Raw genomic sequence first — 23,499 nt, 5'->3', positions numbered from 1 at the left:
ATCCATCGCCGCACCCCGCGGCCCCTTCCGATACGGCGACCGGGTGCAGCTCACCGGCCCCAAGGGCCGCCTCCACACGATCACACTGCGCGTCGAAGGCGAGCTCCACACACACCACGGCGTGCTGCGGCACAGCGAGCTGGTGGGGTTGCCGGACGGCTCGGTGGTCGCCGGCAGCGGCGGTCACGAGTACCTGGCCCTGCGTCCGCTGCTGCGCGACTTCGTGATGTCGATGCCCCGTGGCGCCGCCATCGTCTATCCGAAGGATGCGGCGCAGATCGTCGCGCAGGCCGACGTCTTCCCCGGTGCGGTCGTGGTCGAGGCGGGCGTCGGCTCCGGCGCCCTCGCGCTGTGGCTGCTGCGCGGCGTCGGCGCGAGCGGACGGCTCATCTCGTTCGAGCGACGCGAGGACTTCGCCGAGGTCGCTCGCGCGAACGTGGAGACCTTCCTCGGCGAGCAGCCCCCGAACTGGGATCTGGTCGTCGGCGATCTCGTCGCGCAACTGGCCGAGACCGTGCCGCCCGCGAGCGTCGACCGGGTCGTGCTCGACATGCTGGCGCCGTGGGAGTGCATCGACGTCGTGGCCGACGCCCTAGCCCCGGGCGGCGTCGTCATCTGCTACGTCGCCACGGCGACGCAGCTGAGTCGTGTGGCCGAGTACATCCGGAGCACCGGGCTGTTCACGGATCCCGAGGCGAACGAGACGATGGTGCGCGGCTGGCACGTCGAAGGCCTGGCCGTACGCCCAGATCACCGCATGGTCGCCCACACCGGCTTCCTGCTGAGCGCCCGCCGACTCGCCCCCGGCGCCGTCGCTCCCGAGCAGAAGCGTCGGGCCTCGAAGTCGAGCTACGGCGACGAGGACGTCGAGCTGTGGACGCCCGGCGCCCTGGGCGACCGGGAGATCACCGACAAGAACCTGCGCAAACGCGTCCGCGAGGCGCAGCGCGCCGCGGCGGCGGCACGCTCGGCCGCGGACGGCGACGAGGGCGACGGAACCGAGCGCATAGACTGATCCGGTGCGTAGACTCCCCGCCGCTGCCGCTGTTCTCGGACTCTCCGCAGTCGCTGTCGTCGGCTGCTCCTCGGTGCAGACCCCGACGTGCGATCGATCGACCGTCCCCGGCGCCCTCGAGAACCTGGTGTCGGTCACGGGCGACGCGGACAGCGCGCCCGACGTCGCCGTGTCGACGCCGTTGCGGGCGGGGTCGCTGCAGTTCGCCGATCTCGAGACCGGCGAGGGCACAGAGGTGGTCACGGCGAATCAGCTCATCGGATTCGGGATCACTCTCGTGAACGGCGAGACGGGCGAGCAGATCCTGCAGCAGGGGTACGACGCGCAGGCCCAGCTCAACACCGTCGCGCAGTGGGACACTGCGCTGCCGGGGATCTCCGACGCGCTCATGTGCGCGAGCGCGGGATCCCGGATCGTCGTCGCGTTCTCCCCGGAGGATCTCGCCGAGGCCGCCCAGGTGGTCCAGACCGACGGAGCATCGGTCGTCGCCGTGATCGATCTCCAGACCGTCTACCTGAGTGCAGCGGACGGTGCCGAGCAGTTCAACCAGGGACTCGGGCTTCCGGCCGTCGTGCGCACCCCGGACGGCGTGCCCGGTGTCATCGTGCCCGACGCCGAGGCGCCGACGGAGCCGGTCGCGCAGGTGCTCAAGAAGGGCGACGGCGCGACCGTCGCGGCCGGCGACACGATCGCCGCGCAGGTCCTGGTCGTCGGCTGGGACAAGCAGCTCGTCAGCACCACCTGGGGGGACGTCCCGACCGCCCTCCAGCCCGTCGACGGCGACGACCCCGTGCTCGACACGCTGGTCGGCCAGACGGTCGGCTCCCAGGTGATGGTCGTCGTCCCCGCCTCGGAGACGCAGCCGACCGCCCGGGTGCACGTCGTCGATATCCTCGGCGTCGTCGGCGTCGCCGCGGGCTGACCCCCTCCGCCCCGCCCTAGGATGGGGGCGTGCCCAGGAACGATGCTCCGCGCAGTGCGCCCGAGGAGCGTCTGGTGAACCTCGTGGTGGCGCTGCTGGCCACCGAGCAGGGGCTCACCAAGGAGACGATCCTGTCGTCCGTGTCGGGCTATCGGGAGCAGAGCGAGGCGGGCGCATCGAAGGACGCGCTCGAGAAGATGTTCGAGCGCGACAAGGAGAATCTGCGCGGACTCGGCGTGCCGATCGAGACGATCGGAGACCACGCGGACCCCGACGACCTGCGGGAGGCGCGCTACCGGGTGCCGACCGCGGAGTACGCGCTCCCGGTCGACATCGAGTTCACGGCCGCGGAGATCGCCCTGCTCAACCTCGCCGGGAGCGTCTGGAGCGAGAGCTCGATGTCCGAACAGGCGCGCAGCGGTCTGCGCAAGATCCGTGCGCTCGGCAACCCCGTCGACGAACGGATCATCGGCTACGCGCCGCGGATCAGCGTGCGCGACCACGCCTTCGCCCCGTTGCAGCGGGCCATCGAGCAGGCACGCACCGTCACGTTCCCGTATCTCAAGCCGGGGGAGCGCTCGGCCCGGCTGCGGCGGGTGCGCCCGCTGGCGCTGGTCGAGTACGAGGCCCGCTGGCACGTTCTCGGAGTGGACGTCGCGACGGACGCGGAGCGCACCTACCTGCTCTCGCGCATCACCGACGCGGTCGTGATCACCCGCGAGGGGTTCGACCCGGAGTCGCGCCGTGGCGCCGGCGAGCGGGCGCTCCGGGGGCTGCGTGAGCTCGCCGACTCGCAGACGGCGCTCGTCGAGGTGCACCCCGGCACCGAGGCCGCGCTCCGGCTCGGGCGTCGGGCGACTCCGGCGACCCAGGGACTGCGCGTGCCGTACGTCGACGCGCACGTCCTCGCCGACGAGCTGGCATCGTACGGGCCCGAGGCCCGCGTCGTCGAACCGCCGCACCTGCGCGATCTCGTGATCGAGCGGTTGCGGGCGGTCCACGAACGCCACGGGGGCACTCGATGAGCGCGAAGAACCGCACGCTGCTGGCCACGGAACGTGCGGCGCTCATCATGCAGCTCGTGCCGTACCTGCTCGAGCGGGGGGACGTGCCGGTCGCCGAGGCGGCCGCGGCGTTCGATGTCTCCGCGGCGCAGATGCGGGAGATGGTCGAGAAGCTGACCGTCATCGGGCGGCCGGGCGAGGGGGGCTACTGGCAGTTGCCGAACGACCTCTTCGACATCGACTGGGACCTTCTCGACCAGCAGGGCCGCATCTCGCTCACCCACACCGTGGGGCTCGAGCGCGCGCCGCGCCTGACCGCTCGTGAGGCCGCGGCGCTGCTCGCGGGACTCCAGCTGACCGGCTCGCTCCCCGGCCTCGCGGAGAGCGACATCGTCGCGGGCCTGCTCGCGAAGCTCGCGCGCGGCGCCGGTGCCGTGCCGGCGGACGTGATCGTCGCGCCGGCGCCGGTCGACACGGTGCGCGACACCGTCGATCAGGCCCTTCGATCCGGCGTCGCGGTGTCGTTCACCTACAAGGCTCCGGATGCGGCGGCCACGACCCGTACGGTCGACCCGGTGAAGGTGCACATCGCCGACGCGCAGTGGTACCTGCAGGGCTGGTGCCACCTGCGCGAGGGGATGCGCACGTTCCACCTCGACCGGGTGAGCGATCTGGTGCTCACCGACATCCCGATCGAGCACGCCGGGGAGCCGCTGCCCGATCTGTTCGAGTCGGGTGCGTTCGACGTGGTGGCCCGCATCCGCTTCCCGGCCGCCGTCGCGCCCCTGCTCGGCGACTACCTCGATCACGCCGACATCGAGGTCGCCGACGGCTGGTGCGTGGCGACGATGCGGATCGCCGACGAGCAGAGCCTGCGACGGCTCGCCGCCCGTCGTGGGGGAGAGGTCGAGATCCTCGAACCGGCGGCGGCCCGGCGCGCCGCCGCCGAGTGGGCCGACGCCGGGCTCGCGCAGTACCGCGGCGACTGAGCGTCGCAAGGCCCGCGCGGAGGTCGAGGGGTTACACTGGATCCACGCCCGCGGAAGGAAAGCGACATGCTCCAAGGACTCACCGGATGGCACTTCCTGATCATCCTCCTGGTCATCCTGCTCCTGTTCGGCGCCGCGAAGCTCCCCGCCCTGGCGCGCAGCCTCGGGCAGTCCGCCCGGGTCTTCAAGGGTGAGATGAAGGAGATGAAGAAGGAGGACGAGGCGCAGAACCCGCCCGCCCAGGCCTCTTCTCCCGCAGACCCGCAGTTCGGTTCGACGGTCTCGAGCGACTCGTCGCGGCCGAACGGAACCGATTCTCCGCAGCGCTGACCGTCCGTGGTGGCGGAAAGACCTCCTCGCGTCGATCGTCGGGGGTCGTCGCGGCGCGGCGACGGGAGGATGACGCTCGGGCAGCACCTGATCGAGTTGCGCAAGCGGCTCATGATCGCCGCGCTAGCGCTGGTGGTGGGGATGATCATCGCCTTCGTCGTCACCGAGCAGGTCATCGCGCTGTTGTCCATCCCGATCGAGATCATCGCCCAGTCGCGGGGGACCGAGTTCGCCAAGCTGAACTTCACGTCGATCACGGCGGGCTTCGATCTCCGGCTGCGGATCTCGTTCGCGATCGGCATCATCATCTCCGCGCCGGTGTGGATGTGGCAGATCTGGGCGTTCCTGATGCCAGGGCTCACCCGCAAGGAGACGCGCTACACGATCGGGTTCATGGCCGCCGCCATCCCGCTCTTCTTCGGCGGCGCGGTCGTCGGGTGGCTGATCATGCCGCACATCATCGAGCTGATGGCGCAGTTCGTCCCCGAGCAGGGGGCGCTGTTCTTCGACTCGCAGTATTACTACGACTTCATCTTCAAGCTTCTGCTGGTCGTGGGCATCTCGTTCGTGCTCCCCGTCTTCCTCGTGGCCCTCAACTTCGCCGGGGTCGTCTCCGGGATGGCGATCCTGAAGGGGTGGCGGGTGGCCGTGCTGGTCGCGGTCATCTTCGCGGCGCTGGCGACGCCCGCCGCCGACATCTTCTCGATGCTCATGCTCGCGGGCATCCTCATCGTGCTGTATCTCGCCGCGGCGGGGATATCCCTGCTCGTCGACCGGCGCCGACGCCGGCGCGAGGACGCGTTGCTCGCGGAGTCCGGCGCGTGAACGACCCTAGCCCCGCCGAACGCTACGCGCGGGCGTCCAGGGCGCAGCACCATCCGCAGGCGCAGGCGTTCGCCGCCCTGCAGCGCTTCTCGCTGGATCCGTTCCAGACCGAGGGCTGCGAGGCGCTCGAGGAGGGCCGGAGCGTGCTCGTGGCCGCGCCCACGGGTGCGGGCAAGACGATCGTGGGCGAGTTCGCCATCCATCTGGCGATGAGCACCGCGCGCGACAAGGCGTTCTACACGACGCCGATGAAGGCGCTGTCGAACCAGAAGTTCCGTGAGCTCGTCGACGTCTACGGCGCCGAGAACGTGGGGCTGCTCACGGGCGACACCAACATCAACGGCTCCGCGCGCATCGTGGTCATGACCACCGAGGTGCTGCGCAACATGCTGTACGCGTCGTCGCCCGCGCTGCGCGACCTGCGGTTCGTCGTGATGGACGAGGTGCACTACCTCGCCGACCGCTTCCGCGGGGCGGTGTGGGAGGAGGTCATCATCCACCTGCCACCGGCGGTGCGGCTGGTGTCGCTGTCGGCGACCGTCTCCAACGCGGAGGAGTTCGGCGACTGGCTCGACACGGTGCGCGGCGACACCGACATCATCGTGTCCGAGACGCGACCGGTGCCGCTCGAGCAGCACGTGCTCGTGCGCGGTGACCTCCTGCCCCTGTTCGACGACAGGGCGGGGGTGGCGACCGCGCAGGTCAACCAGGAGCTCATGCGGATCCGTTCCGCGACCGGCACGACGTATGCGCAGAACCGGCAGTCGATGCAGCACCGTCGTGCCGACGGTCAGCATCGCCATCCGCACAAGGGCGGCGCCCGCCTCGTGCGCTCGTCGAACGCCCGTCGCATCGAGCGGATCGACCGTCCCGAGGTCGTCGAGCTGCTCGCCCGGGCGACGCTCCTGCCGGCGATCTTCTTCATCTTCAGCCGCGTCGGGTGCGACTCGGCCGTGCAGCAGGTGCGCCGCTCCGGTGTGCGGCTGACGACGACCGAGGAACGGCGGGAGATCCGAGAGCTCGTCGAGGAGCGCACCCGCGCCCTCGCCGAGGAGGACCTCGCCGTGCTGGGCTTCTGGGAGTGGCGCGAGAACCTCGAGCGAGGAGTCGCAGCGCATCATGCGGGCCTCCTCCCGGCGTTCAAGGAGATCGTCGAGGAGCTCTTCCAGCGCAAGCTCGTGAAGGTCGTGTTCGCGACCGAGACCCTCGCGCTCGGCATCAACATGCCCGCGCGCACCGTGGTGCTCGAGAAGCTCGAGAAGTTCAACGGCGAGGCCAGGGTGGCCATCACCTCGGGGGAGTACACGCAGATCACCGGGCGCGCCGGGCGCCGCGGCATCGACGTCGAGGGCCACGCCGTCGTGCAGTGGACCGAGGGAATGGACCCGCAGGCGGTCGCCGCCCTCGCCTCCCGGCGCACCTATCCGCTGAACTCGAGCTTCCGGCCGACCTACAACATGGCGGTCAACCTGATCGACCAGTTCGGGCGCGCCCGGGCGCGCGAGATCCTGGAGTCGTCCTTCGCCCAGTTCCAGGCCGACCGCGCGGTCGTGGGCCTCGCCCGCGAGGTGCGCGCCGCCGAGGAGTCCCTCGCCGGCTATGCGGACGCGGAGAGGTGCGACCGCGGAGATTTCGCCGAGTATGCGGACACCCGTGCCGCGCTCGGCGACCTCGAGCGGCTGAACCGCAAGGACGCGACCGCGTCCCGGGCGACCCGGGACGCCCGCCAGCGCGAGCTCCAGTCGCTGCGACGGCGGATGCAGCGCCACCCCTGCCACTCCTGCCCGGAGCGCGAGCAGCACGCGCGATGGGCGGAGCGTCGCCGCAAGCTGCAGCGCCAGGTCGATCGGATGCGATCGCAGATCGATGCGCGGACGGGAACCGTGGCGCGCGTGTTCGATCGCGTCGTGGAGGTGCTCGCGGCGCTCGACTACGTGCGGCAGGACAACGGAGCGACGGTGCTCACGGATGCCGGACGCACGATGCGGCGGATCTACGGCGAACGGGATCTGCTCGTCGCCGAGTCGGTGCGCGCTGGGATCTGGGACCGCCTCGACGCCCCGTCGCTCGCGGCCCTCGTCTGCGCCCTCGTCTACGAACCCCGACGTGACGAGGCGGGAACGGGCGAGCGAGGGCTCCCGCGGGGCGCGTTCCGGACGGCCCTGAGCGAGACCGAGACGCTCTGGCAGCGCCTGGACGATCTGGAACGCGATCACCGGCTGCCGGGCTCGGAGCCCCCGGCCAGCGGTCTGTCGCAGGCGATGCACTCGTGGGCGCGGGGCGCGCTGCTGGACCGGGTCCTGAACGAGGCGGACATGGCGGCGGGCGATTTCGTGCGGTGGGCCAAGCAGACGATCGACCTGCTCGATCAGCTCTCCCTCGTCGCGGGCTCGCCTCTCGCCTCGACGGCGCGGACCGCGCTCGACTCGGTGCGCCGGGGGATCGTCGCCTACACGGCGGTCTGAGCCGAGTGGCGTCCGGCCGGCGTACCCCGTCCTAGGCTTGATCCCGTGACCCGCCCGCGCCCGCTGCTGCCTCTGTGGGCCGCCGCTCCCACCGCCGTGGCCGCGGGACTTCTGCTGACCCTCGCCTTTCCCGCCGTCAGCTGGTGGCCGATGGTCTTCGTCGCGGTGCCGCTGACGCTCCTGACACTCATCGGACGGCGCGCGGGCGGCGCGCTCCTGGTCGGAACACTGTTCGGCGCGGCCTTCTTCCTTGTGAACGTCTCCTTCACGGCTCGGTATCTCGGCCCTGTGCCCTGGCTCGCGCTCTCGATGCTGGAGGCGGCGCTGACCGGTGTCGGCGCCATCCTCATCACCTGGGCGTACCGGTGGCTGCCGCGCGTCGCGGCGGGGACGTGGGCGCGGCTCATCCTGCTGCCGGTCCTGGTCGCCGGACTCTGGACCCTTCGAGAGCAGTTCCTCGGCTCCTGGCCCTACGGCGGCTTCCCCTGGGCGCGCATCGGGGTCACCCAGGCGGCCGGTCCGCTCGCGCCGGTGGCCTCGTGGGTGGGGATGTCCGGGCTGTCGTTCCTCGTCGTGCTGCTGTGCGCCCTGGCGATCGAGTACGTGCGGAGCCGCCGGTTCCATGATCTGCGCACGGCGCTTCCGATGGCGATCGTCGCGGCGGTGCTCCTCGTGACCCCGCAGTTCCCCACCGACGAGGCGGGCAGCATCCGCGTCGGATCCGTGCAGGGGAACGGGCCCGCCGGATACTTCGACCAGCGGCAGCGCGGAGATGTGCTCCAGGCTCAGATCGAGGCGTCCGCGTCACTGCTCGACGAGGATCTGGACGTGCTGCTGTGGCCCGAGGGCAGTGTGGACGCGGACCCGGCGACGGACGCCGCGACGGCGGCCGTGCTGGATGCGGTCGCCCTGCGCTTCGACGCGCCGTTGCTGGCGAACGTTCCCGGCTCCGCGCGCGGCGACGAGTATTTCAACATGTCGATGCTCTGGCGCGCCGGGGAGGGCGCCGTTCAGACCTACGACAAGCTCCATCCCGTTCCCTTCGGCGAGTACGTGCCCGACCGTTGGTTCTACGAGTCGCTGGCGCCCGACCTGATCGGGCTCATCCAGCGCGAGTACACACCGGGGTCATCGGCGCCGGTCTTCGACGTCGACGGCGTTGCGGTGGGCCTCGCGATCTGTTTCGACGTCATCTACGACGACGTGATCTGGGCGGCCTCCGACGGCGGCGCGGAGGTCTTCATGTTCCAGACCAACAACGCCGACTTCCGGGGCACCGACGAGAACCTGCAACAGCTCGCCTTCGCCCGGATGCGCGCCATCGAGACCGGGCGCGCGGTGGTGAACATCTCGACCGTGGGCACGAGCCAGGTCATCGCCCCCGACGGTGCGGTCATCGAGGGGCTCTCCGCCGACGAGGCGGGGGCCATGCTGACCGACGTCCCGCTGCGGACCGGACTCACCGCCGCCGTCGTGCTGGGGCCTTGGGTGCACGGCGTCCTCGGCTGGGGGAGCCTGCTCGGGCTCGCGCTCACCGGAGCGCTGGCCCTCCTCCGCCGACGCGAAACAGCGCCGCCCCACGAGGGGAACGACGCCGCGCGGTGACCGGGCTCAGGCGGTCTTCTTGGTGATGTCCTCCCCGGCGCCGCGGCGCGAGCGGATGAAGGCGAGCCGTTCCTCCAGAAGCTCTTCGAGCTCCGGGATGGTGCGACGCTCGAGCAGCATGTCCCACGGGGTGCGGGCGGCCTTCTGATCACCGTGGTCGACCGTGACGATCGAGTCGCCGATGCGGAGAACGGCCTCGCCGCCGCATGCTCGGCACTCCCAGGTCTGGGGCGCCTCGGCGTCGGCCGCGAACGTCAGCGTGCTCTCTTTGCCGCAGACGCTGCAGACGTAGATGTGCTGTGTGCGCTCATGGAAAACGACGCCCTCTTCGCTCTGTAGGCTCTGGGCGCCGAGTCGGATGCCGCGGAGACTGCGGTCTGCCATTGTGTGGTCCTCTCGTCGCGTGTGCTTCCCGGTATAACGCCTCGAGTTGGGAGGATCATCCGAAGCGGGGGAGCGCACTCGCAACTCACAGCCTATGCTCAGGACGGCCCCTGTCCGAACGTGCTCAGCGCGAGGTCCGCACGGTCGGTCACGATCCCGTCGACACCCGCTGCGACGAGGCGACGCATGTCGGCAGGGTCGTTGACGGTCCAGACGTGCACCTCGACACCGGCACGGTGCGCAGCCTCGATCAGCCGTGGCGACACGACGCGCAGAGCACCCCGGCGCTCGGGCACCTGCAGGGCGTCGAGCCCCGCCAATGCCCGCCCGGCCGCCTTCTGCGATCGGGTCGTGACGGCGGCGAGGACGCGGACGATCCGGCTGCTGCCAGCGGACGTCGCCGGCAGCAGATCCGGCCGCACCGCCGCGGCGGCGCCGAGCGCCGCGGCGCGACGCGCGTCGGAGAAGCTCGTGATCAGCACGCGTTCGGCGTGCGCGGCAACGACCGCCCCCGCGGGCGCCGCGGCCTCGTCGGCTTTGACGTCGATGTTGAACCGGACGTGCGGGAAGGCGTCGAGCGCCTGCTCGAGCGTGATGAGCCCGCCGCGCGCGGCCATGAGCTCCTCGAGCTCCTGCGCCCGCACCTCGCTGAGGCGCCGCGGGTCGCCGATCACCCGGGAGAGGTCGGCGTCGTGGAAGAGCACGACGATCCCGTCCTGGGTCAGATGGCAGTCGGACTCCACGTAGACCGCGCCGGCGGCATGAGCGGCGGCCACGGCGGCGAACGAGTTCTCGACGACGTCCGTCGTGTCGGGCGGGACGAACCCGCGGTGCGCGAGCACGAGGGGACGGTCGGTGCCGGCGAAGTAGGGGTGGGTCACGGCTTCCTCCTCGCGACACCGTACCGGGCGGGAGCGGGCACGCCCGGTTGGTAGGGTCGAAGGCGCCGGCGTGTTCTTCCGAGCCGGCGCGCGCCCGTAGCGCTCGTTCGAATCCTGGAGTCTCCGTGCCCGATCACCTCACCCCCCTCGCCCCCGGCTCACTGGCAGGGAAGACCGCGCTGGTCACCGGATCGTCCCGCGGCATCGGCGCCGACACGGTGCGCTACTTCGCGCAGGCCGGCGCGAACGTCGTGATCAACTTCCGCAACAAGGCCCCGCGGGCCGAGAAGCTCGCCGCCGAGCTGCGCGAACTCGGCGTGCAGACGCTCGTCGTCGGAGCGGACCTCACTGATCCCGACTCCGTCCGCGCGCTGTTCGCGGAGGTAGAACGGGTCTTCGGCTCGCTCGACGTGCTCGTGCTCAACGCCTCGGGCGGCATGGAGAGCGGGATGGCCGAGGACTACGCGCTCCGCCTCAACCGCGATGCGCAGGTGAACGTGCTCGAGAGCGCGCTCCCGCTCCTCGGCGACGACGCCCGGGTCGTCTTCGTCACGAGCCATCAGGCCCACTTCATCCGCACGACTCCGACCATGCCCGAGTACGAGCCCGTGGCCCGTTCCAAGCGCGCGGGCGAGGACGCGCTGCGCGAGCGCATCCCCGCGCTCTCCGAGCGCGGGGTCGAGTTGGTCGTGGTCTCGGGCGACATGATCGAGGGGACGATCACGGCGACTCTCCTCGAGCGGGCGAACCCGGGTGCGATCGCGTCGCGTCGCGAGGACGCCGGCAAGCTCTACAACGTCGCGGAGTTCGCGGCCGAGGTGGCGCGGGCCGCGGTCGATCCCCTCCCGGTCGACAACACGCGACTGGTCGGCGACACCGCATCGTTCGCCGCCGAGTAGGGCGCCCGCGCCGCACGTACGAACGCCCGGAGCCGAACGGATCCGGGCGTTCGTGTCGCGGTCGGTCAGACGCCCTTGCCGAAGGTGAAGGCGCGGACGATCTGGATGATGCCGAGCACGACGAGCGAGGCGCCGACGAAGATCCAGAGGATGGCCACGTACAGCGGCGAGAACAGCAGCACGACGCCGGCGATGAGGCTGATGATCGCGAAGAAGATCGTCCATCCCTTGGAGCCGGCTCCGCTCAGGGTCGTCAGCGCGACGACACCTTCGACGATCCAGGTGATTCCGATGAAGACGCCGACGAAGATCGCGAGGAACACCGTCGTGTCGCCGAGGTTGGCGAGGGCGATCACGCCCGCGGCGACGAAGACGAGCCCGAGCACGATGTGACCGATGCGGGCCCACCCGCCGAGGGTCTTGGAGAAGACCCCGAGACCTGCGTACACGAGACCCGAGGCGATCGCATAGACGGCGATGATCGCGGTTCCCGCTGCGGCGGTCTTCGCCGGCCACACCAGGATGAGGATGCCGACGATGAGCGCGATGGCCCCGCCGATGCCGAGAGCGGTGCGGATACCGGTGACGGCACCCTTTTCGATGGAGACGTCGGACATGCGTCGTCCTCTCTGTGAGAAGCCTGGGAGCTTTTCAGGTCACTTTAGCGCGGGGGGCTCGTCGAGGCCGACAGCACGCGTCATCCGGCGAGAAGGACGATGCCGAGCAGGATGGGCACGCACCCCACCGTGGTGAGGAGGATCGTGTCGCGGCTGACCGTCTCGCCCATGCCGTACCGTTGGGCGTAGTTGAAGACGTTCTGTGCGGTCGGCAGCGCGGCGAGCACCACGACGACGACCGTCTCGGCGGGCGACATGCCGAACAGGGTGGCGACGCCCCACGCGATCGCGGGCATCGCCAGGAGCTTCAAGAGGGTCGCGCTCACGACCTCGCCCCGATGCCCCGCCGCGCCGAGGACCCGTTGCCCGTGCAGCGAGATGCCGTAGGAGATGAGGAGCACCGGCACGCAGGCGTTCGCGATGAGGAGCGCCGGCTCGAGGACGATGGCGGGCAGCTCGACCCCGCTGACCGACACGAGCGTTCCCAGCACGGAGCCGATCACGATCGGGTTCGTCGTCGTCCGGGCGAGGATCCGTCCGAAGGATCGGTCGCCCGTGGTCGTCGAGTCGAGGATGGCGAGGGTGACCGGGGTGAAGACGAGCAGCTGGAGCAGGATGACCGGCGCGGGGAAGGCGGCACTGCCCAGCAGATAGAGCGACAGCGGGATGCCGATGTTGTTGGAGTTGACCTGACCGGCGGAGAGCGCGCTGATGACGGTGTCGGGCAGAGACCGCCGCCACACGAACCGGGCGAGGACGGCCTGGACCGTCATCACGAGGACCGCGGCGATCGCCGACACCGGCAGCAGCGCCGAGAACAGCGACGTCACGTCCGCCTCCGCGAGCACGACGAACAGCAGGAAGGGGGAGAGGACGTAGAACGTCAGGCGGCTCAGCACGTGGCGGGAGTGAGGACCGAGCAGGTCGATGCGGCCGAGGACGTAGCCGACCACGATCGCGAGACCCACCACGACGAACCCGGTCAGCACATCCAGCACGCGACCAGCGTACGGCGTGACGAGGCGCCGTCCCCGCGCGGGCACGGCGCCTCGTCACGCGGAGGGTCAGCGTTTACGCGGCACGCGGTTCTCCGCGCTGACCATCCAGGACAGCTGCTCGAGGCGCTCGAGCACGGCGTGCAGGATGTCGGCGCTCGTGGGGTCCTCCTCGTCCACGGCGTCGTGCACATCGCGGCACGTCGACGTCACGGCATCGAGACGCTCGGTCATGAGGTCCACGACCTCGGTCGTCGCGATCTCGCCCTGCGGGAACTCCGGCAGCGTCGTCGTCTCCGCGACGGTGTCGCTCCGGCCGTCCGGAAGCGCGTGCAGCGCCCGCATCCGCTCGGCGATCGTGTCGCCGAACTCGCGCGCCGCTTCGATGATCTCGTCGAGCTGCAGATGGGTGTCGCGGAAGTTCGTTCCGACGACGTTCCAGTGCGCCTGCTTGCCCTGGAGGGAGAGCTCGATGAGGTCGACGAGGACCTTCTGCAGGTTCTCACCCAGCTCCTTGGAGGCGGTGAAGCCGCGCTCCGCGTTCTGCTCGCCCGTCAGCTCGGCGCCGCTGCCGCCGCGCGCGGGACGGCGTCGGTTCCGCGTGGTCGCGGGGGCGGACTTGGACGCGGCGGGTGTGGTCTTCGTAGCCATCCAGATACTCCTTCATTCGGGGCGTGATCCACGGTAGGCACCGGGCAGGCGGCGCGGGCACCGCTTGCCGCGACGGGTGCGAGGTGCTAGCCGGGACGGATCTTCTACACGCCGATGCCGAGCTGCACAAGGGGCCGGGGGAGAGGACGGTCCGGTGCCTAGCGTTGTGGACGTGATGGCCGACCCTAACTCCGCCCCCGAGATGCCGGGCGAGCCGCTCGAGTCCTACGCGGCCATCGGCGACGGGCGCACGATCGCCCTGGTGGGCCTTCGTGGCCAGATCGATTGGATGCCGGTTCCGGACATCGGGGCGGAGCCGGTGTTCGCGCGACTGCTGGACGACGCCCGCGGCGGCTGCATCGAGCTCGAGCCGACGTCCCCGTACTCGGTGCGTCGACGCTACCTGCCCGGGACGAACGTGCTCGAGACGACGTTCACCACAGAGGCCGGTGGTGTCGCGAAGGTGACCGATGCGCTCGTGGTCGGGATCGCCGGGCGCCTGCCCTGGTGCGAGCTCGCTCGGCGGATCGAGGGAGTCCACGGGACGGTCGACTTCGCGTGGGGCGTGCGCCCGGGAACCATGCTCGGGACGGCGTCCCCGTGGATGGAGGCTACCGAGCGCGGCGCCATCATCCGCTGCGGCGCGGCGACGGTCGCCGTCGTGGGGGAGGGGCACGCCCCCGAGGAGCCCGACGGGACTGCGGAGATCGTGCAGTTGCGCGGACGGGTCTCGACGCGCGAGGGATCGCGCAGTCTTCTCGTCGTCGTGGCGACGCACGACGAGCCGCTGAGGCTTCCGGACCCCGCCAACGTCGACGTCGGAATCGATCGGACGATCGAGAACTGGCGGATCTGGTCGCGCGAGTTCTCTTACGAAGGGCCGTGGGCGGATGCGGTGCAACGGAGCGCGCTGGCGCTGAAACTCCTCGTCTACGCGCCGTCCGGCGCGATCGTCGCCGCCGGCACCACGTCGCTGCCGGAAACGGGCCGCGGAGGGAAGAACTGGGACTACCGCTTCGCCTGGGTGCGCGACCTCGCCTACACGGTGCACAGCTTGGTGCGGTTCGGGCTGCGGGAGGAGACGCACGCCGCGCTGTCGTGGCTGAGCCGGGCGATCCGTGCGAACGGTCCCGACCCTCATGTCTTCTACGGTCTCGACGGGACTCCCACCGATCGTGTCGAGGAGCGCGAGGCACCCGGCTGGCGGGGGATCGGCCCCGTGGTGGTCGGCAACCCCGCGCAGGGGCAGCTGCAACTCGGCGTCTATGGCGACGTCTTCGCCGTGTGCCGGAGCTACGTCGAGGCGGGCAACATCCTCGATCAGGGAACGGCGCGCCTCCTCGCGCAGCTCGCGGACCGCGTGTGCGACCTCTGGCGGCGCCCGGACGCCGGCATGTGGGAGCTCCCGGAGCAACGGCACTATGTCTCGTCGAAGATGGGATGCTGGCAGGCGCTGGAGGACGCCGTGTACCTGTGCGAGCGCGGACAGATCCCCGGAGGGGGCGAACGCTGGGCGACCGAGCGCGAGCGCGTCCGGGCCTGGGTCGATGCGCACGGATGGAACGACGACATCGGCGCATACGTCATGGCGCCCGGCAGCCCGGACCTCGATGCCTCGGTCCTGCTCCACGCCATGAGCGGCTTCGATCGCGGCGACCGCATGTCCCGCACGATCGACGCGCTCGGCGAGCGGTTCGGGGCCGGTGACCTGCTCTACCGGTATTCCGGCGCCGCGCAGGAGGAGCACACGTTCCTCGCCTGCGCGTTCTGGCGTGCCTCGGCCCTCGCGTGCGTCGGGCGGCACGGCGAGGCCGTCGCGACGATGGACAGATTGATGGGGACCGCGAACGACGTGGGGATCCTGCCCGAGATGATCGACGCGTCCGACGGGGCGTTCTGGGGGAACCTGCCCCAGGCGCTCAGCCACCTCGCCCTCGTGGGCGCCGCGCTCACGATAGCGGAGCTGGCACCGGAGGTCCGGTCATGACGGCCGAGGGCTTCCGCGTCGGCCGGACCGTCGAAGGATGAGAGAGAAGGAGCAGAGATGGACCTGGGCATCACCGGGAAGACCGCGCTGATCACCGGGGGAGACTCCGGCATCGGATGGCACACCGCGAGGCTGCTGCTGGCGGAGGGCGCGACCGTCGTGCTGTCCGACCGCGATCAGAAGGAGCTCGACCGCGCGGCGGCGAAGCTCGAGGCGCCGAGCGGATCGCTCCACGCCTTCGCCGCCGACATCACGAGCCAGGATTCACTCGCTGCCCTTCACGATCAGGTGCAGGACGCCGTCGGCGACATCGACATCCTGGTGCAGGCCGCGGGCGTCACCGGCACCCAGGGGCTCTTCCACGAGATCTCCGACGAGGGATGGGTGAAGACGCTCGAGACGGACCTCATCGGGCCGGTGCGTCTGGTGCGGCAGTTCCTGCCGTCGCTGCGGAAGGGCGGCTGGGGCCGCCTGGTGTTCCTCGCGTCCGAGGACGCCGTGCAGCCCTATGACGACGAGTTGCCGTACTGCGCCGCGAAGGCAGGGATCCTGGCGCTCTCCAAGGGCCTGTCGCGCTCCTACGCGCGCGAGGGGCTGCTGGTGAACGCGGTCTCGCCGGCGTTCATCCACACGCCCATGACGGACGCCATGATGAGCAAGCGCGCCGAGGAGCTCGGCGTCACGACCACGCAGGCGATCGCCTCGTTCCTCGATGAGGAGCGTCCCTACATGGAGCTGAAGCGCCGGGGCGAGCCTGACGAGGTGGCGGCCGTGGTGGCCTTCCTCTGCTCGGACCTCGCGTCGTTCGTCAACGGCTCGAACTATCGCGTCGACTCCGGATCCGTGGCGGCGATCTGACCGGCCCGCCGAGGAACGACGGACGTACGGCCGATGTCGCCGGTCTGCCGTACGATCTCCCCGACGTTCCGGTCCGGGGCAGTGGCACGGCGTCGGGAGAGGACCCCATGTTGAGCCCATCCGCCGAATCACACGCCGCCGACGCACACGACGTCATCCGGGTGCGCGGAGCCCGCGAGAACAACCTGCGCGACGTCAGCGTCGAGATCCCGAAGCGCCGGCTCACCGTCTTCACCGGCGTGTCCGGGTCGGGCAAGAGCTCGTTGGTCTTCGGCACGATCGCGGCGGAGTCGCAGCGCATGATCAACGAGACATACAGCGCCTTCGTGCAGGGCTTCATGCCGAGCCTCGGCCGTCCCGACGTCGACGTGCTCGAGGGCCTGACGACCGCGATCATCGTCGACCAGGAGCGCATGGGTGCCAACGCCCGCTCGACGGTCGGCACGGCGACCGACGTCAATGCGATGCTCCGTATCCTCTTCAGCCGGCTCGGCGAGCCGCACCTCGGATCACCCCAGGCGTTCTCATTCAACGTCGCCTCGGCGCAGGGAGCCGGAGCGATCACGGTGGACCGCGGCGAGAGCAAGAAGGTGAAAGCGTCGTTCAGCGTGATCGGCGGCATGTGTCCGCGGTGCGAGGGCATGGGGAGCGTGACCGACATCGATCTCGCACAGCTGTACGACGCCGGCAAGTCCCTCACGGGCGGGGCGATCACGGTTCCCGGGTACACGGCGGACGGCTGGGCCGTACGGATCTACTCCGAGTCGGGGTACGTCGACCCCGAGAAGGCGATCCGCGACTACACCGAGACCGAGCTGCAGGACTTCCTGTACCGCGAACCGACGAAGCTGAAGCTCGCCGGCATGAACATGACGTACGAAGGCCTGGTGCCGCGCGTGCAGAAGTCGTTCCTCTCCAAGGATCGCGAGGCGATGCAGCCGCATATCCGTGCGTTCGTCGACAGGGCGGTGACGTATACGACCTGCCCCGACTGCGCCGGCACGCGCCTCAACGAGGGTGCGCGCTCGTCACGGATCCGCGGCGTCAGCATCGCGGATGCCTGCGCCCTGCAGATCAGTGATCTCGCGGCGTGGGTACGTGACCTCGACGAGCCGTCCGCCGCGCCGCTTCTGGAGAAGCTGCAAGAGACACTCGATTCCTTCGTCCAGATCGGCCTCGGCTACCTCTCGCTCGATCGCCCCGCCGGAACGCTCTCTGGGGGAGAGGCACAGCGCACGAAGATGATCCGACATCTCGGGTCGTCACTGACCGACGTCACCTACGTCTTCGACGAACCCACCGTAGGCCTTCATCCGCACGACATCGAGCGCATGAACGCGCTGCTCCTGCAACTGCGCGACAAGGGCAACACGGTGCTGGTCGTGGAGCACAAGCCGGAGACGATCGCTATCGCCGACCACATCGTGGACCTCGGCCCGGGCGCAGGGACCAACGGCGGCTCGATCTGCTTCGAAGGAACGCTCGACGGGCTTCGGGCCAGCGGCACACTGACCGGCCGTCATCTCGGCGACCGCACGGCGCTGAAGCCTCGGGTACGCGCGCTCAAGGGGGTTCTGGAGGTGCGCGGAGCGACCGCGAACAACCTGCGGGACGTCGACGTCGACATTCCGCTCGGCGTGCTGACGGTGATCACGGGGGTCGCCGGTTCGGGCAAGAGCTCGTTGGTGCACGGCTCGATACCCGCCGACGCCGAGGTCGTGTCGGTCGATCAGACCGCCATCCGCGGGTCACGACGAAGCAACCCGGCGACCTACACGGGGCTGCTCGAGCCCATCCGCAGGGCGTTCGCCAAGGCGAATGGCGTGAAACCGGCGTTGTTCAGCGCGAACTCCGAGGGGGCCTGCCCCGCGTGCAATGGCGCGGGTGTCATCTACACCGATCTCGGCATCATCGCGGGCGTCGCCGCGACGTGCGAGGTGTGCGAGGGGCGGCGTTTCGATGCATCGGTGCTCGAGTACCGCTTGGCGGGCCGCGACATCAGCGAGGTGCTCGCGATGCCCGTCTCGGATGCCGCGGAGTTCTTCGCCGCGGGCGAGGCCGCGCTCCCCACGGCGCACGCCATCCTGGCCCGGCTGGTGGACGTCGGTCTCGGATACCTGACGATCGGTCAGCCGTTGACGACGCTGTCCGGGGGAGAGCGTCAGAGGCTCAAGCTGGCGACGCACATGGGGGACAGGGGCGGGATCTACGTGCTCGACGAGCCGACGACGGGACTGCATCTCGCGGATGTCGAGCAGCTGCTCGTACTGCTGGACCGCCTCGTCGACTCCGGCAAGTCGGTGATCGTGATCGAGCACCATCAGGCGGTGATGGCGCACGCCGACTGGATCATCGACGTCGGCCCGGGAGCCGGCCATGACGGCGGCCGGATCGTGTTCCAGGGCACCCCGGCCGAACTCGTCGCGAGCGGAAGCACGCTGACCGCTCGCCATCTGGCCCGCTATACCGCGGGCTGAGACCTCCTGTTGCAGAGTGTGACGCCGTCCTGTGGCATCCGTCTCCAACGACCTAGCCTGGACCGGATGCCGCAGACGCGGCCTGACCCGAGGCGAGGTGACCCATGGACGACGCACGTGTTCCCCTGAAGGTCGGGTTCGCCATGTGCGCCGAGACGTGCTCGGGTGCCGGGCACGGGCTGCACCCTATCCAGACGGCCGTGGCATCGAGCGCGCCCGGCAGCTGGATCGACGGGTTGGCGCAAGCCGACGGCCATTCGGTGACGTTCCAGGATCTGGACGGCACGGCGCGCACATTCTGGCACCACGGCGAGATCGACCTCGTCGCGGGGGAGCCGGTCGCCTTCCACCCCGTGGCAGGTGTGCTCTCGGTTCGCGGCGCACTGCTCAACATCCGCGAACTCTGAGACGTCGCGCGGGGCGCGAAGACGACCGCGTCGGCGGGGTTCGGCTCTGCGGAGCTGGCGCGGGCTTCGATCAGGCCATGCGGCTCATCATGGACGTGCAGGCGGCCATCATGTTCTCACATGCCATCATGCAGACGCGGCAGCACTCGTGCATGTCTGCGTGCTCGGCACACGCGTCCATGCAGCCCTGGCACATGGCGACGCTCGCCTCGAGCATCGCCTTCATGACCATCGCATCGTGACCCATCGGCCGCATCATCATGCGCATCATGGTGGTCGCCACATCCGCCATGTTCATGCACGTCGACGAGCAGCGGGCCATGTCGGCGCCCGTGTCGGCGTCTGCGCACATCGTCGCTGCCGTCGCCGCAGCGTTGCACGCCTCGACGCACTCCTGCATGGACATCATGTCCATGCCCATCGTCGACTCGGGCATGGCGCCCATCATGGTGCTCATCGTCATCGTCTCCATGAGATTTCTCCTTCGGTCGGCGCCTCGGTCCGAGGCGTGCGTCACGGCCAGGCTAGCGATTGTTACGCCGTGTGACGAGAGCGACCTTCCGTGTCATCGGTAATCGACAGCTCACACCTATGTCACGTCTGAGTCGATCGAGTCGGGCGTATCGCTGTCGGAGCCGCGCGAGCGCTCGAGAGCCTGACCACCGGAACACGCGGTCCATCTCCGAAGCGGTCCGCGCCGTGAGCATGTGCTCTCAGTGCCTCTCAAGAGAGGCCGATAATGCGCATTATGTCACCTTGGACCCACGCTGCCCCGACCCCGACGCCGATAGTCTGAAACGCGACAGGGATCTACGCCTCCGAGTCGGATTGGTGGCAGCATCCCGCCGCCGCTGCGACAAACATCCGCGCGCTTGCTGAGGCAGGGGTGCTCATCGGAATCGTCAGTGATAGTCGTTTCGTCATCCGTCCGGCTTTCCCAGCGCTCGGCGTGTGCGACGTGATCACGGCATAGTCGCTCTCCTTCGATCGACCTCTCTCCGGGTGCAGCATGCCGCACCAAGGCGAGCTCCCGGAGTCGTGCTGTCAATCCGGCTGCGCGCGGGAGGCCCGGTGTTAGGGTTCGGTAAAGCCGGATGGAGGCGAGACGATGTTCCCCGATCTCGCGCAGTACCTGTGGATCGCGTGGCTCGTGATCGCGCTCGTCTTCTTCATCATCGAGCTGCTGACCCTCGAGTTCACCTTCCTCATGCTGGCGGCGGGCGCTCTCGTCGGCGGACTCGGCGTCAATCTGCTCGGCGGTCCCTGGTGGCTGCAGGTGGGCATCGCGGCGGTCCTCTCCGGACTCCTGCTGTTCACCATCCGCCCCCTTCTTCTCCGGCTCCTGCACCGACGTGACAAACCCGTCGCGACCAACGTCGATGCGCTCTACGGCATGGGCGGCCGCGTGGTCGCGCCGTTCGTGCAGGGCCAGGGATCGGTGCGGATCGACAACGGCGAGACCTGGACCGCCAGACTCGCCGAGGGAGCCGAGGACGCGTCGATCGCCGTCGGCGCGCGGGTCGCCGTGGTCGCGGTGCACGGAGCCACCATCGAGGTCTCCCCCGCCCACACGTCAGAGAGGACACCGGACGATGGTTGACATGGGACAGTTCGTCGGACAGATATTCATCATCGTCCTGCTGGTGGTGCTGGCCGCGTTCGTGGTGATCGTGATCGCCAGATCGGTCCGCATCATCCCGCAGGCATACTCCGGCATCGTGGAACGGCTCGGTCGCTACCAGCGCACGCTGAGCCCCGGTCTCAACCTGCTCGTTCCGTTCGTCGACCGGCTGCGACCCCTGGTCGACATGCGCGAGCAGGTCGTGTCGTTCCCCCCGCAGCCCGTCATCACGGAGGATAACCTGGTCGTCTCGATCGACACGGTCGTGTACTTCCAGGTGAACGACGCGCGCGCGGCGACGTACGAGATCGCCAACTACCTCAGCGCGGTCGAGCAGCTGACGACGACCACGCTCCGCAACGTCGTCGGCGGTCTGAACCTCGAAGAGGCGCTGACGAGCCGTGACGAGATCAACGGTCAGCTGCGCGTCGTGCTCGACGAGGCCACGGGAAAGTGGGGCCTGCGCGTCTCCCGGGTCGAGCTCAAGGCCATCGACCCGCCCCACTCCATCCAGGACTCGATGGAGAAGCAGATGCGCGCGGAACGTGACCGACGCGCCGCGATCCTGACGGCCGAAGGTTCGAAGCAGTCGCAGATCCTGGAGGCGGAAGGCCGCCGCCAGGCGGAGATCCTGCGTGCCGAGGGCGACAAGCAGGCGGCCGTCCTGCGTGCGCAGGGCGAGTCCGAGGCGATTCAGATGGTCTTCCACGCCATCCACGCCGGCGAACCCGACGACAAGCTCCTCGCCTACCAGTACCTGCAGACTCTGCCGAAGATCGCCGAGAGCTCGTCGAGCAAGCTCTGGATCATCCCGAGCGAACTCACCGAGGCGCTGCACGGTATCGGCGCCGCCTTCGGTGGCCGCGCAGAGAGAACGGATGCCGCTTCGAAGGCGGGGCGCCGTGGAACACCGCTCACCGGTTCTGTCAGCGAGGCGGCGAGTGCCGCCGTCGCGGCCGCGCGCGAGGCCGCTTCGACGGCCGACGACATCGCGGCCGAGGCCAGCTCGCGCGCATCGGATGCAGGCAGCGCAGGCGCATAGAGGTGCGTGGCGCGAGGAGACGGCACGCAAACCCGCAGGGTCATGCGAGCGTGCCTGGCGAACGCAGCATCGGCGCCAGGGCCTCGATGATCTGTCGAGCGGCCGCGCGGGTTCGAGCGGGCGTTGTTCCCGCCTCGAACTCGCCGATCTCCACGCCGACGAGACCTGCTCCCGCGAGTCGCGCCAGCTCTCCGCTACGCACCGTCGATCACCGCCGTCTCGCCCCCGCCCGCTTACGCCGGCCCGGACTCCAGGTTACGCAGCGATCGTGCGAACAGGCCGAGCGCGAGCGCGACGATCCACAGTCCCACCAGCGCGATGGCCGCCACGCGTACACCGGCGTACTCGGTGAGCACTGCGGCGGTCATGATGCCGGCGGCCGGAGCGACGGTCATGATCGCGTTCTGCGTGCCCATGATCTGTCCGCGCATCTGCTCGGGAATACGCTCGATCATCAGCACGCCGATCAAACTGCTGAACAGACCGCTGGACAGGCCCACGACGAACCCGCCGGCGAAGACCATCCACACGGACGACAGCGCGGCGATGAGACCGAAGCCGAGCGTGCTGCCGATGAGCCCGGCGAGGAGCCAGATGCGTCGCCGGACCCGAGCGCCGGCGACCGCGTAGGCCGTGCCGCCGACGAGCATGCCGGCAGCGAGCGCTGTGAGGACGAAGCCGAGCATTCCGGGCTGCTCGACGAGCGTGAAGTAGACGGGAAGGATGAGCCCTTGCAGCGAGGCGAGCACGAGCACCGATACGACGCTCAGTGCCGTCGTCACGAGGAGGAACCTGCTGCGGAACAGCACCCGCCATCCGTCGCGGAGCAGCGCCCACCCGCTCCCGGTCGCCGTCGCCGTCGCGCCGGCCGAGGTCACGAGGGCACCCACGCGATGCGGAATGAGCAGCGTCAGCAGAGCGGCGGCCAGTGAGGTCGCCGCCGTGATCCACAGCACGGTCGAGCCATCGAAGAGCACCATGAGCGTCCCGGCCGCGGCGGGGCCGAGTAGCAGCGCGACTGCGCCCAGGGCCTCGCGGATTCCCATCAGGCGCTCCGAGGAGACCCCGCTGTGGCGCACGATGGCAGGAAGGAGGGCGTCCCTCGCGGTCATGCCCGGCACGTCGCCCAGCGAGCCGATGATGCCGAACAGGATGAACCAGCCCAGGCTCAGGCCCGAGAGCATGTCGATCAACGGCAGCGCCGCGACCGCTCCCGCCGATACGAGATCGGTCACGACCGACGACGTGCGGCGATTGATCCGATCAATGACGACCCCCATCAGCAGTCCCGCCAGTACAGCGGGGATCGCGGTCGCCGAGGCGACCGTTCCGGCGCCGAGCACACTGCCGGTGACCTGCAGCACGATCAGAGGCAGCGCCACTCCCGCGATCGAGTTGCCGAGCAGGGACAACAGGTAGGACGCCAGATACCAGACGGGGATGAACCTCATACGTCCAGTCAGAACTATGACGCAGGGGCGGGGTCAAGCGCGTCACTCGTCGACGGTGCGTGATCACTGGCTGC

23 protein-coding genes are annotated in these 23,499 nt (G+C 69.7%); 15 read left to right on the top strand and 8 right to left on the bottom strand.

Annotated elements, in window-relative coordinates; translation table 11 throughout:
- Nucleotides 1-4: 4 nt before the first annotated feature.
- From GVL03_RS01645 to lnt, 8 genes are all read left to right on the top strand, one after another.
- The gene (locus GVL03_RS01645) at nucleotides 5-1,015 is read left to right on the top strand and encodes a tRNA (adenine-N1)-methyltransferase (RefSeq protein ID WP_159498921.1); all 1,011 of its coding nucleotides are present in this window, start codon (nucleotides 5-7) and stop codon (nucleotides 1,013-1,015) included.
- A 4-nt stretch (nucleotides 1,016-1,019) separates the two neighbouring features.
- Nucleotides 1,020-1,937, top strand: coding sequence for a hypothetical protein (locus GVL03_RS01640; protein ID WP_159498832.1), 918 nt, complete (start codon nucleotides 1,020-1,022; stop codon nucleotides 1,935-1,937).
- A gap of 29 nt (nucleotides 1,938-1,966) precedes the next feature.
- Nucleotides 1,967-2,962, top strand: a complete 996-nt coding sequence (locus GVL03_RS01635; protein WP_159498830.1) for a YafY family protein — start codon at nucleotides 1,967-1,969, stop codon at nucleotides 2,960-2,962.
- Nucleotides 2,959-3,930 (top strand): YafY family protein, encoded by a 972-nt coding sequence (locus GVL03_RS01630; protein WP_159498828.1) that lies wholly within the window; start codon nucleotides 2,959-2,961, stop codon nucleotides 3,928-3,930. The genes GVL03_RS01635 and GVL03_RS01630 overlap by 4 nt, the downstream gene beginning before the upstream one ends.
- A gap of 66 nt (nucleotides 3,931-3,996) precedes the next feature.
- On the top strand, nucleotides 3,997-4,260 hold the full coding sequence (gene tatA / locus GVL03_RS01625; RefSeq protein WP_159498825.1) for a Sec-independent protein translocase subunit TatA: 264 nt from the start codon (nucleotides 3,997-3,999) through the stop codon (nucleotides 4,258-4,260).
- Nucleotides 4,261-4,329: 69 nt separating this feature from the next.
- A complete protein-coding gene (gene tatC / locus GVL03_RS01620) occupies nucleotides 4,330-5,085 on the top strand; it encodes a twin-arginine translocase subunit TatC (protein ID WP_159498823.1) in 756 nt (251 codons plus the stop codon).
- Nucleotides 5,082-7,550 (top strand): RNA helicase, encoded by a 2,469-nt coding sequence (locus GVL03_RS01615; protein WP_159498821.1) that lies wholly within the window; start codon nucleotides 5,082-5,084, stop codon nucleotides 7,548-7,550. Before tatC ends, GVL03_RS01615 begins: the two co-directional genes overlap by 4 nt.
- Nucleotides 7,551-7,595: 45 nt before the next feature.
- Complete coding sequence (lnt, locus tag GVL03_RS01610; RefSeq protein WP_159498819.1) at nucleotides 7,596-9,155, top strand: apolipoprotein N-acyltransferase; 1,560 nt, start codon at nucleotides 7,596-7,598, stop codon at nucleotides 9,153-9,155.
- 6 nt (nucleotides 9,156-9,161) lie between these two features.
- On the opposite strand, the gene GVL03_RS01605 is transcribed toward lnt, so the two are convergent.
- Both GVL03_RS01605 and GVL03_RS01600 read right to left on the bottom strand, forming a co-directional pair.
- The gene (locus GVL03_RS01605) at nucleotides 9,162-9,539 is read right to left on the bottom strand and encodes an RNA polymerase-binding protein RbpA (RefSeq protein WP_159498817.1); all 378 of its coding nucleotides are present in this window, start codon (nucleotides 9,537-9,539) and stop codon (nucleotides 9,162-9,164) included.
- Between the two features lie 98 nt (nucleotides 9,540-9,637).
- Nucleotides 9,638-10,420 (bottom strand): glycerophosphodiester phosphodiesterase family protein, encoded by a 783-nt coding sequence (locus tag GVL03_RS01600; RefSeq protein ID WP_159498815.1) that lies wholly within the window; start codon nucleotides 10,418-10,420, stop codon nucleotides 9,638-9,640.
- Nucleotides 10,421-10,545: 125 nt separating this feature from the next.
- On the opposite strand from GVL03_RS01600, the gene GVL03_RS01595 reads away from it, so the two are divergent.
- Nucleotides 10,546-11,319 carry an SDR family oxidoreductase gene (locus GVL03_RS01595; RefSeq protein ID WP_159498813.1) on the top strand — a complete coding sequence of 258 codons (774 nt, stop codon included), beginning with the start codon at nucleotides 10,546-10,548 and terminating at the stop codon, nucleotides 11,317-11,319.
- 65 nt (nucleotides 11,320-11,384) lie between these two features.
- Here GVL03_RS01595 and GVL03_RS01590 read toward each other — a convergent pair whose 3' ends face one another.
- From GVL03_RS01590 to GVL03_RS01580, 3 genes are all read right to left on the bottom strand, one after another.
- Nucleotides 11,385-11,936 (bottom strand): HdeD family acid-resistance protein, encoded by a 552-nt coding sequence (locus tag GVL03_RS01590; protein WP_159498811.1) that lies wholly within the window; start codon nucleotides 11,934-11,936, stop codon nucleotides 11,385-11,387.
- Between the two features lie 80 nt (nucleotides 11,937-12,016).
- Entirely contained in the window at nucleotides 12,017-12,934 is a 918-nt protein-coding gene (locus GVL03_RS01585; RefSeq protein WP_159498809.1) for an AEC family transporter, read from the bottom strand.
- A gap of 66 nt (nucleotides 12,935-13,000) precedes the next feature.
- Complete coding sequence (locus tag GVL03_RS01580; RefSeq protein WP_159498807.1) at nucleotides 13,001-13,582, bottom strand: Dps family protein; 582 nt, start codon at nucleotides 13,580-13,582, stop codon at nucleotides 13,001-13,003.
- Nucleotides 13,583-13,757: 175 nt separating this feature from the next.
- Here GVL03_RS01580 and GVL03_RS01575 point away from each other — a divergent pair, with 175 nt between their 5' ends.
- From GVL03_RS01575 to GVL03_RS01560, 4 genes are all read left to right on the top strand, one after another.
- Nucleotides 13,758-15,569, top strand: a complete 1,812-nt coding sequence (locus GVL03_RS01575) for a glycoside hydrolase family 15 protein (RefSeq protein WP_159498919.1) — start codon at nucleotides 13,758-13,760, stop codon at nucleotides 15,567-15,569.
- Nucleotides 15,570-15,626: 57 nt separating this feature from the next.
- The gene (locus GVL03_RS01570; protein ID WP_159498805.1) at nucleotides 15,627-16,427 is read left to right on the top strand and encodes an SDR family NAD(P)-dependent oxidoreductase; all 801 of its coding nucleotides are present in this window, start codon (nucleotides 15,627-15,629) and stop codon (nucleotides 16,425-16,427) included.
- 107 nt (nucleotides 16,428-16,534) lie between these two features.
- A complete protein-coding gene (locus tag GVL03_RS01565; RefSeq protein WP_159498803.1) occupies nucleotides 16,535-18,904 on the top strand; it encodes an excinuclease ABC subunit UvrA in 2,370 nt (789 codons plus the stop codon).
- 104 nt (nucleotides 18,905-19,008) lie between these two features.
- The gene (locus GVL03_RS01560) at nucleotides 19,009-19,311 is read left to right on the top strand and encodes a nuclease (RefSeq protein WP_159498801.1); all 303 of its coding nucleotides are present in this window, start codon (nucleotides 19,009-19,011) and stop codon (nucleotides 19,309-19,311) included.
- Nucleotides 19,312-19,381: 70 nt separating this feature from the next.
- Here GVL03_RS01560 and GVL03_RS01555 read toward each other — a convergent pair whose 3' ends face one another.
- Nucleotides 19,382-19,783 (bottom strand): aldehyde dehydrogenase, encoded by a 402-nt coding sequence (locus tag GVL03_RS01555; RefSeq protein ID WP_159498799.1) that lies wholly within the window; start codon nucleotides 19,781-19,783, stop codon nucleotides 19,382-19,384.
- A gap of 636 nt (nucleotides 19,784-20,419) precedes the next feature.
- Between GVL03_RS01555 and GVL03_RS01550 the strand changes: the two genes are divergently transcribed.
- Both GVL03_RS01550 and GVL03_RS01545 read left to right on the top strand, forming a co-directional pair.
- Entirely contained in the window at nucleotides 20,420-20,911 is a 492-nt protein-coding gene (locus GVL03_RS01550) for an NfeD family protein (RefSeq protein WP_159498797.1), read from the top strand.
- A gap of 1 nt (nucleotide 20,912) precedes the next feature.
- The gene (locus GVL03_RS01545) at nucleotides 20,913-21,974 is read left to right on the top strand and encodes an SPFH domain-containing protein (protein WP_159498795.1); all 1,062 of its coding nucleotides are present in this window, start codon (nucleotides 20,913-20,915) and stop codon (nucleotides 21,972-21,974) included.
- A 40-nt stretch (nucleotides 21,975-22,014) separates the two neighbouring features.
- Here the strand turns inward: GVL03_RS01545 and GVL03_RS01540 are convergent, their stop codons facing one another.
- Nucleotides 22,015-22,176 (bottom strand): hypothetical protein, encoded by a 162-nt coding sequence (locus tag GVL03_RS01540; RefSeq protein WP_159498793.1) that lies wholly within the window; start codon nucleotides 22,174-22,176, stop codon nucleotides 22,015-22,017.
- Between the two features lie 31 nt (nucleotides 22,177-22,207).
- A complete protein-coding gene (locus GVL03_RS01535; protein WP_159498791.1) occupies nucleotides 22,208-23,425 on the bottom strand; it encodes an MFS transporter in 1,218 nt (405 codons plus the stop codon).
- Between the last annotated feature and the right edge of the window lie 74 nt (nucleotides 23,426-23,499).

Origin of the sequence: Microbacterium sp. 18062, assembly GCF_902706225.1 — a bacterium.
Taxonomy (GTDB): domain Bacteria; phylum Actinomycetota; class Actinomycetes; order Actinomycetales; family Microbacteriaceae; genus Microbacterium.
This window is presented reverse-complemented; position numbering and strand designations above follow the sequence as displayed.

What these genes read in the sequence shown, in the direction of transcription:
- GVL03_RS01630 (WP_159498828.1), top strand. Translation starts at nt 2,959, where the DNA reads ATGAGCGCGAAGAACCGCACGCTGCTGGCCACGGAACGTGCGGCGCTC.
- tatC (WP_159498823.1), top strand. Translation starts at nt 4,330, where the DNA reads ATGACGCTCGGGCAGCACCTGATCGAGTTGCGCAAGCGGCTCATGATC.
- GVL03_RS01590 (WP_159498811.1), bottom strand. Translation starts at nt 11,936, where the DNA reads ATGTCCGACGTCTCCATCGAAAAGGGTGCCGTCACCGGTATCCGCACC.
- GVL03_RS01560 (WP_159498801.1), top strand. Translation starts at nt 19,009, where the DNA reads ATGGACGACGCACGTGTTCCCCTGAAGGTCGGGTTCGCCATGTGCGCC.
- GVL03_RS01565 (WP_159498803.1), top strand. Translation starts at nt 16,535, where the DNA reads ATGTTGAGCCCATCCGCCGAATCACACGCCGCCGACGCACACGACGTC.
- tatA (WP_159498825.1), top strand. Translation starts at nt 3,997, where the DNA reads ATGCTCCAAGGACTCACCGGATGGCACTTCCTGATCATCCTCCTGGTC.
- GVL03_RS01570 (WP_159498805.1), top strand. Translation starts at nt 15,627, where the DNA reads ATGGACCTGGGCATCACCGGGAAGACCGCGCTGATCACCGGGGGAGAC.
- GVL03_RS01555 (WP_159498799.1), bottom strand. Translation starts at nt 19,783, where the DNA reads ATGGAGACGATGACGATGAGCACCATGATGGGCGCCATGCCCGAGTCG.
- GVL03_RS01580 (WP_159498807.1), bottom strand. Translation starts at nt 13,582, where the DNA reads ATGGCTACGAAGACCACACCCGCCGCGTCCAAGTCCGCCCCCGCGACC.
- GVL03_RS01550 (WP_159498797.1), top strand. Translation starts at nt 20,420, where the DNA reads ATGTTCCCCGATCTCGCGCAGTACCTGTGGATCGCGTGGCTCGTGATC.
- GVL03_RS01545 (WP_159498795.1), top strand. Translation starts at nt 20,913, where the DNA reads ATGGGACAGTTCGTCGGACAGATATTCATCATCGTCCTGCTGGTGGTG.
- GVL03_RS01575 (WP_159498919.1), top strand. Translation starts at nt 13,758, where the DNA reads ATGGCCGACCCTAACTCCGCCCCCGAGATGCCGGGCGAGCCGCTCGAG.
- GVL03_RS01605 (WP_159498817.1), bottom strand. Translation starts at nt 9,539, where the DNA reads ATGGCAGACCGCAGTCTCCGCGGCATCCGACTCGGCGCCCAGAGCCTA.
- GVL03_RS01535 (WP_159498791.1), bottom strand. Translation starts at nt 23,425, where the DNA reads ATGAGGTTCATCCCCGTCTGGTATCTGGCGTCCTACCTGTTGTCCCTG.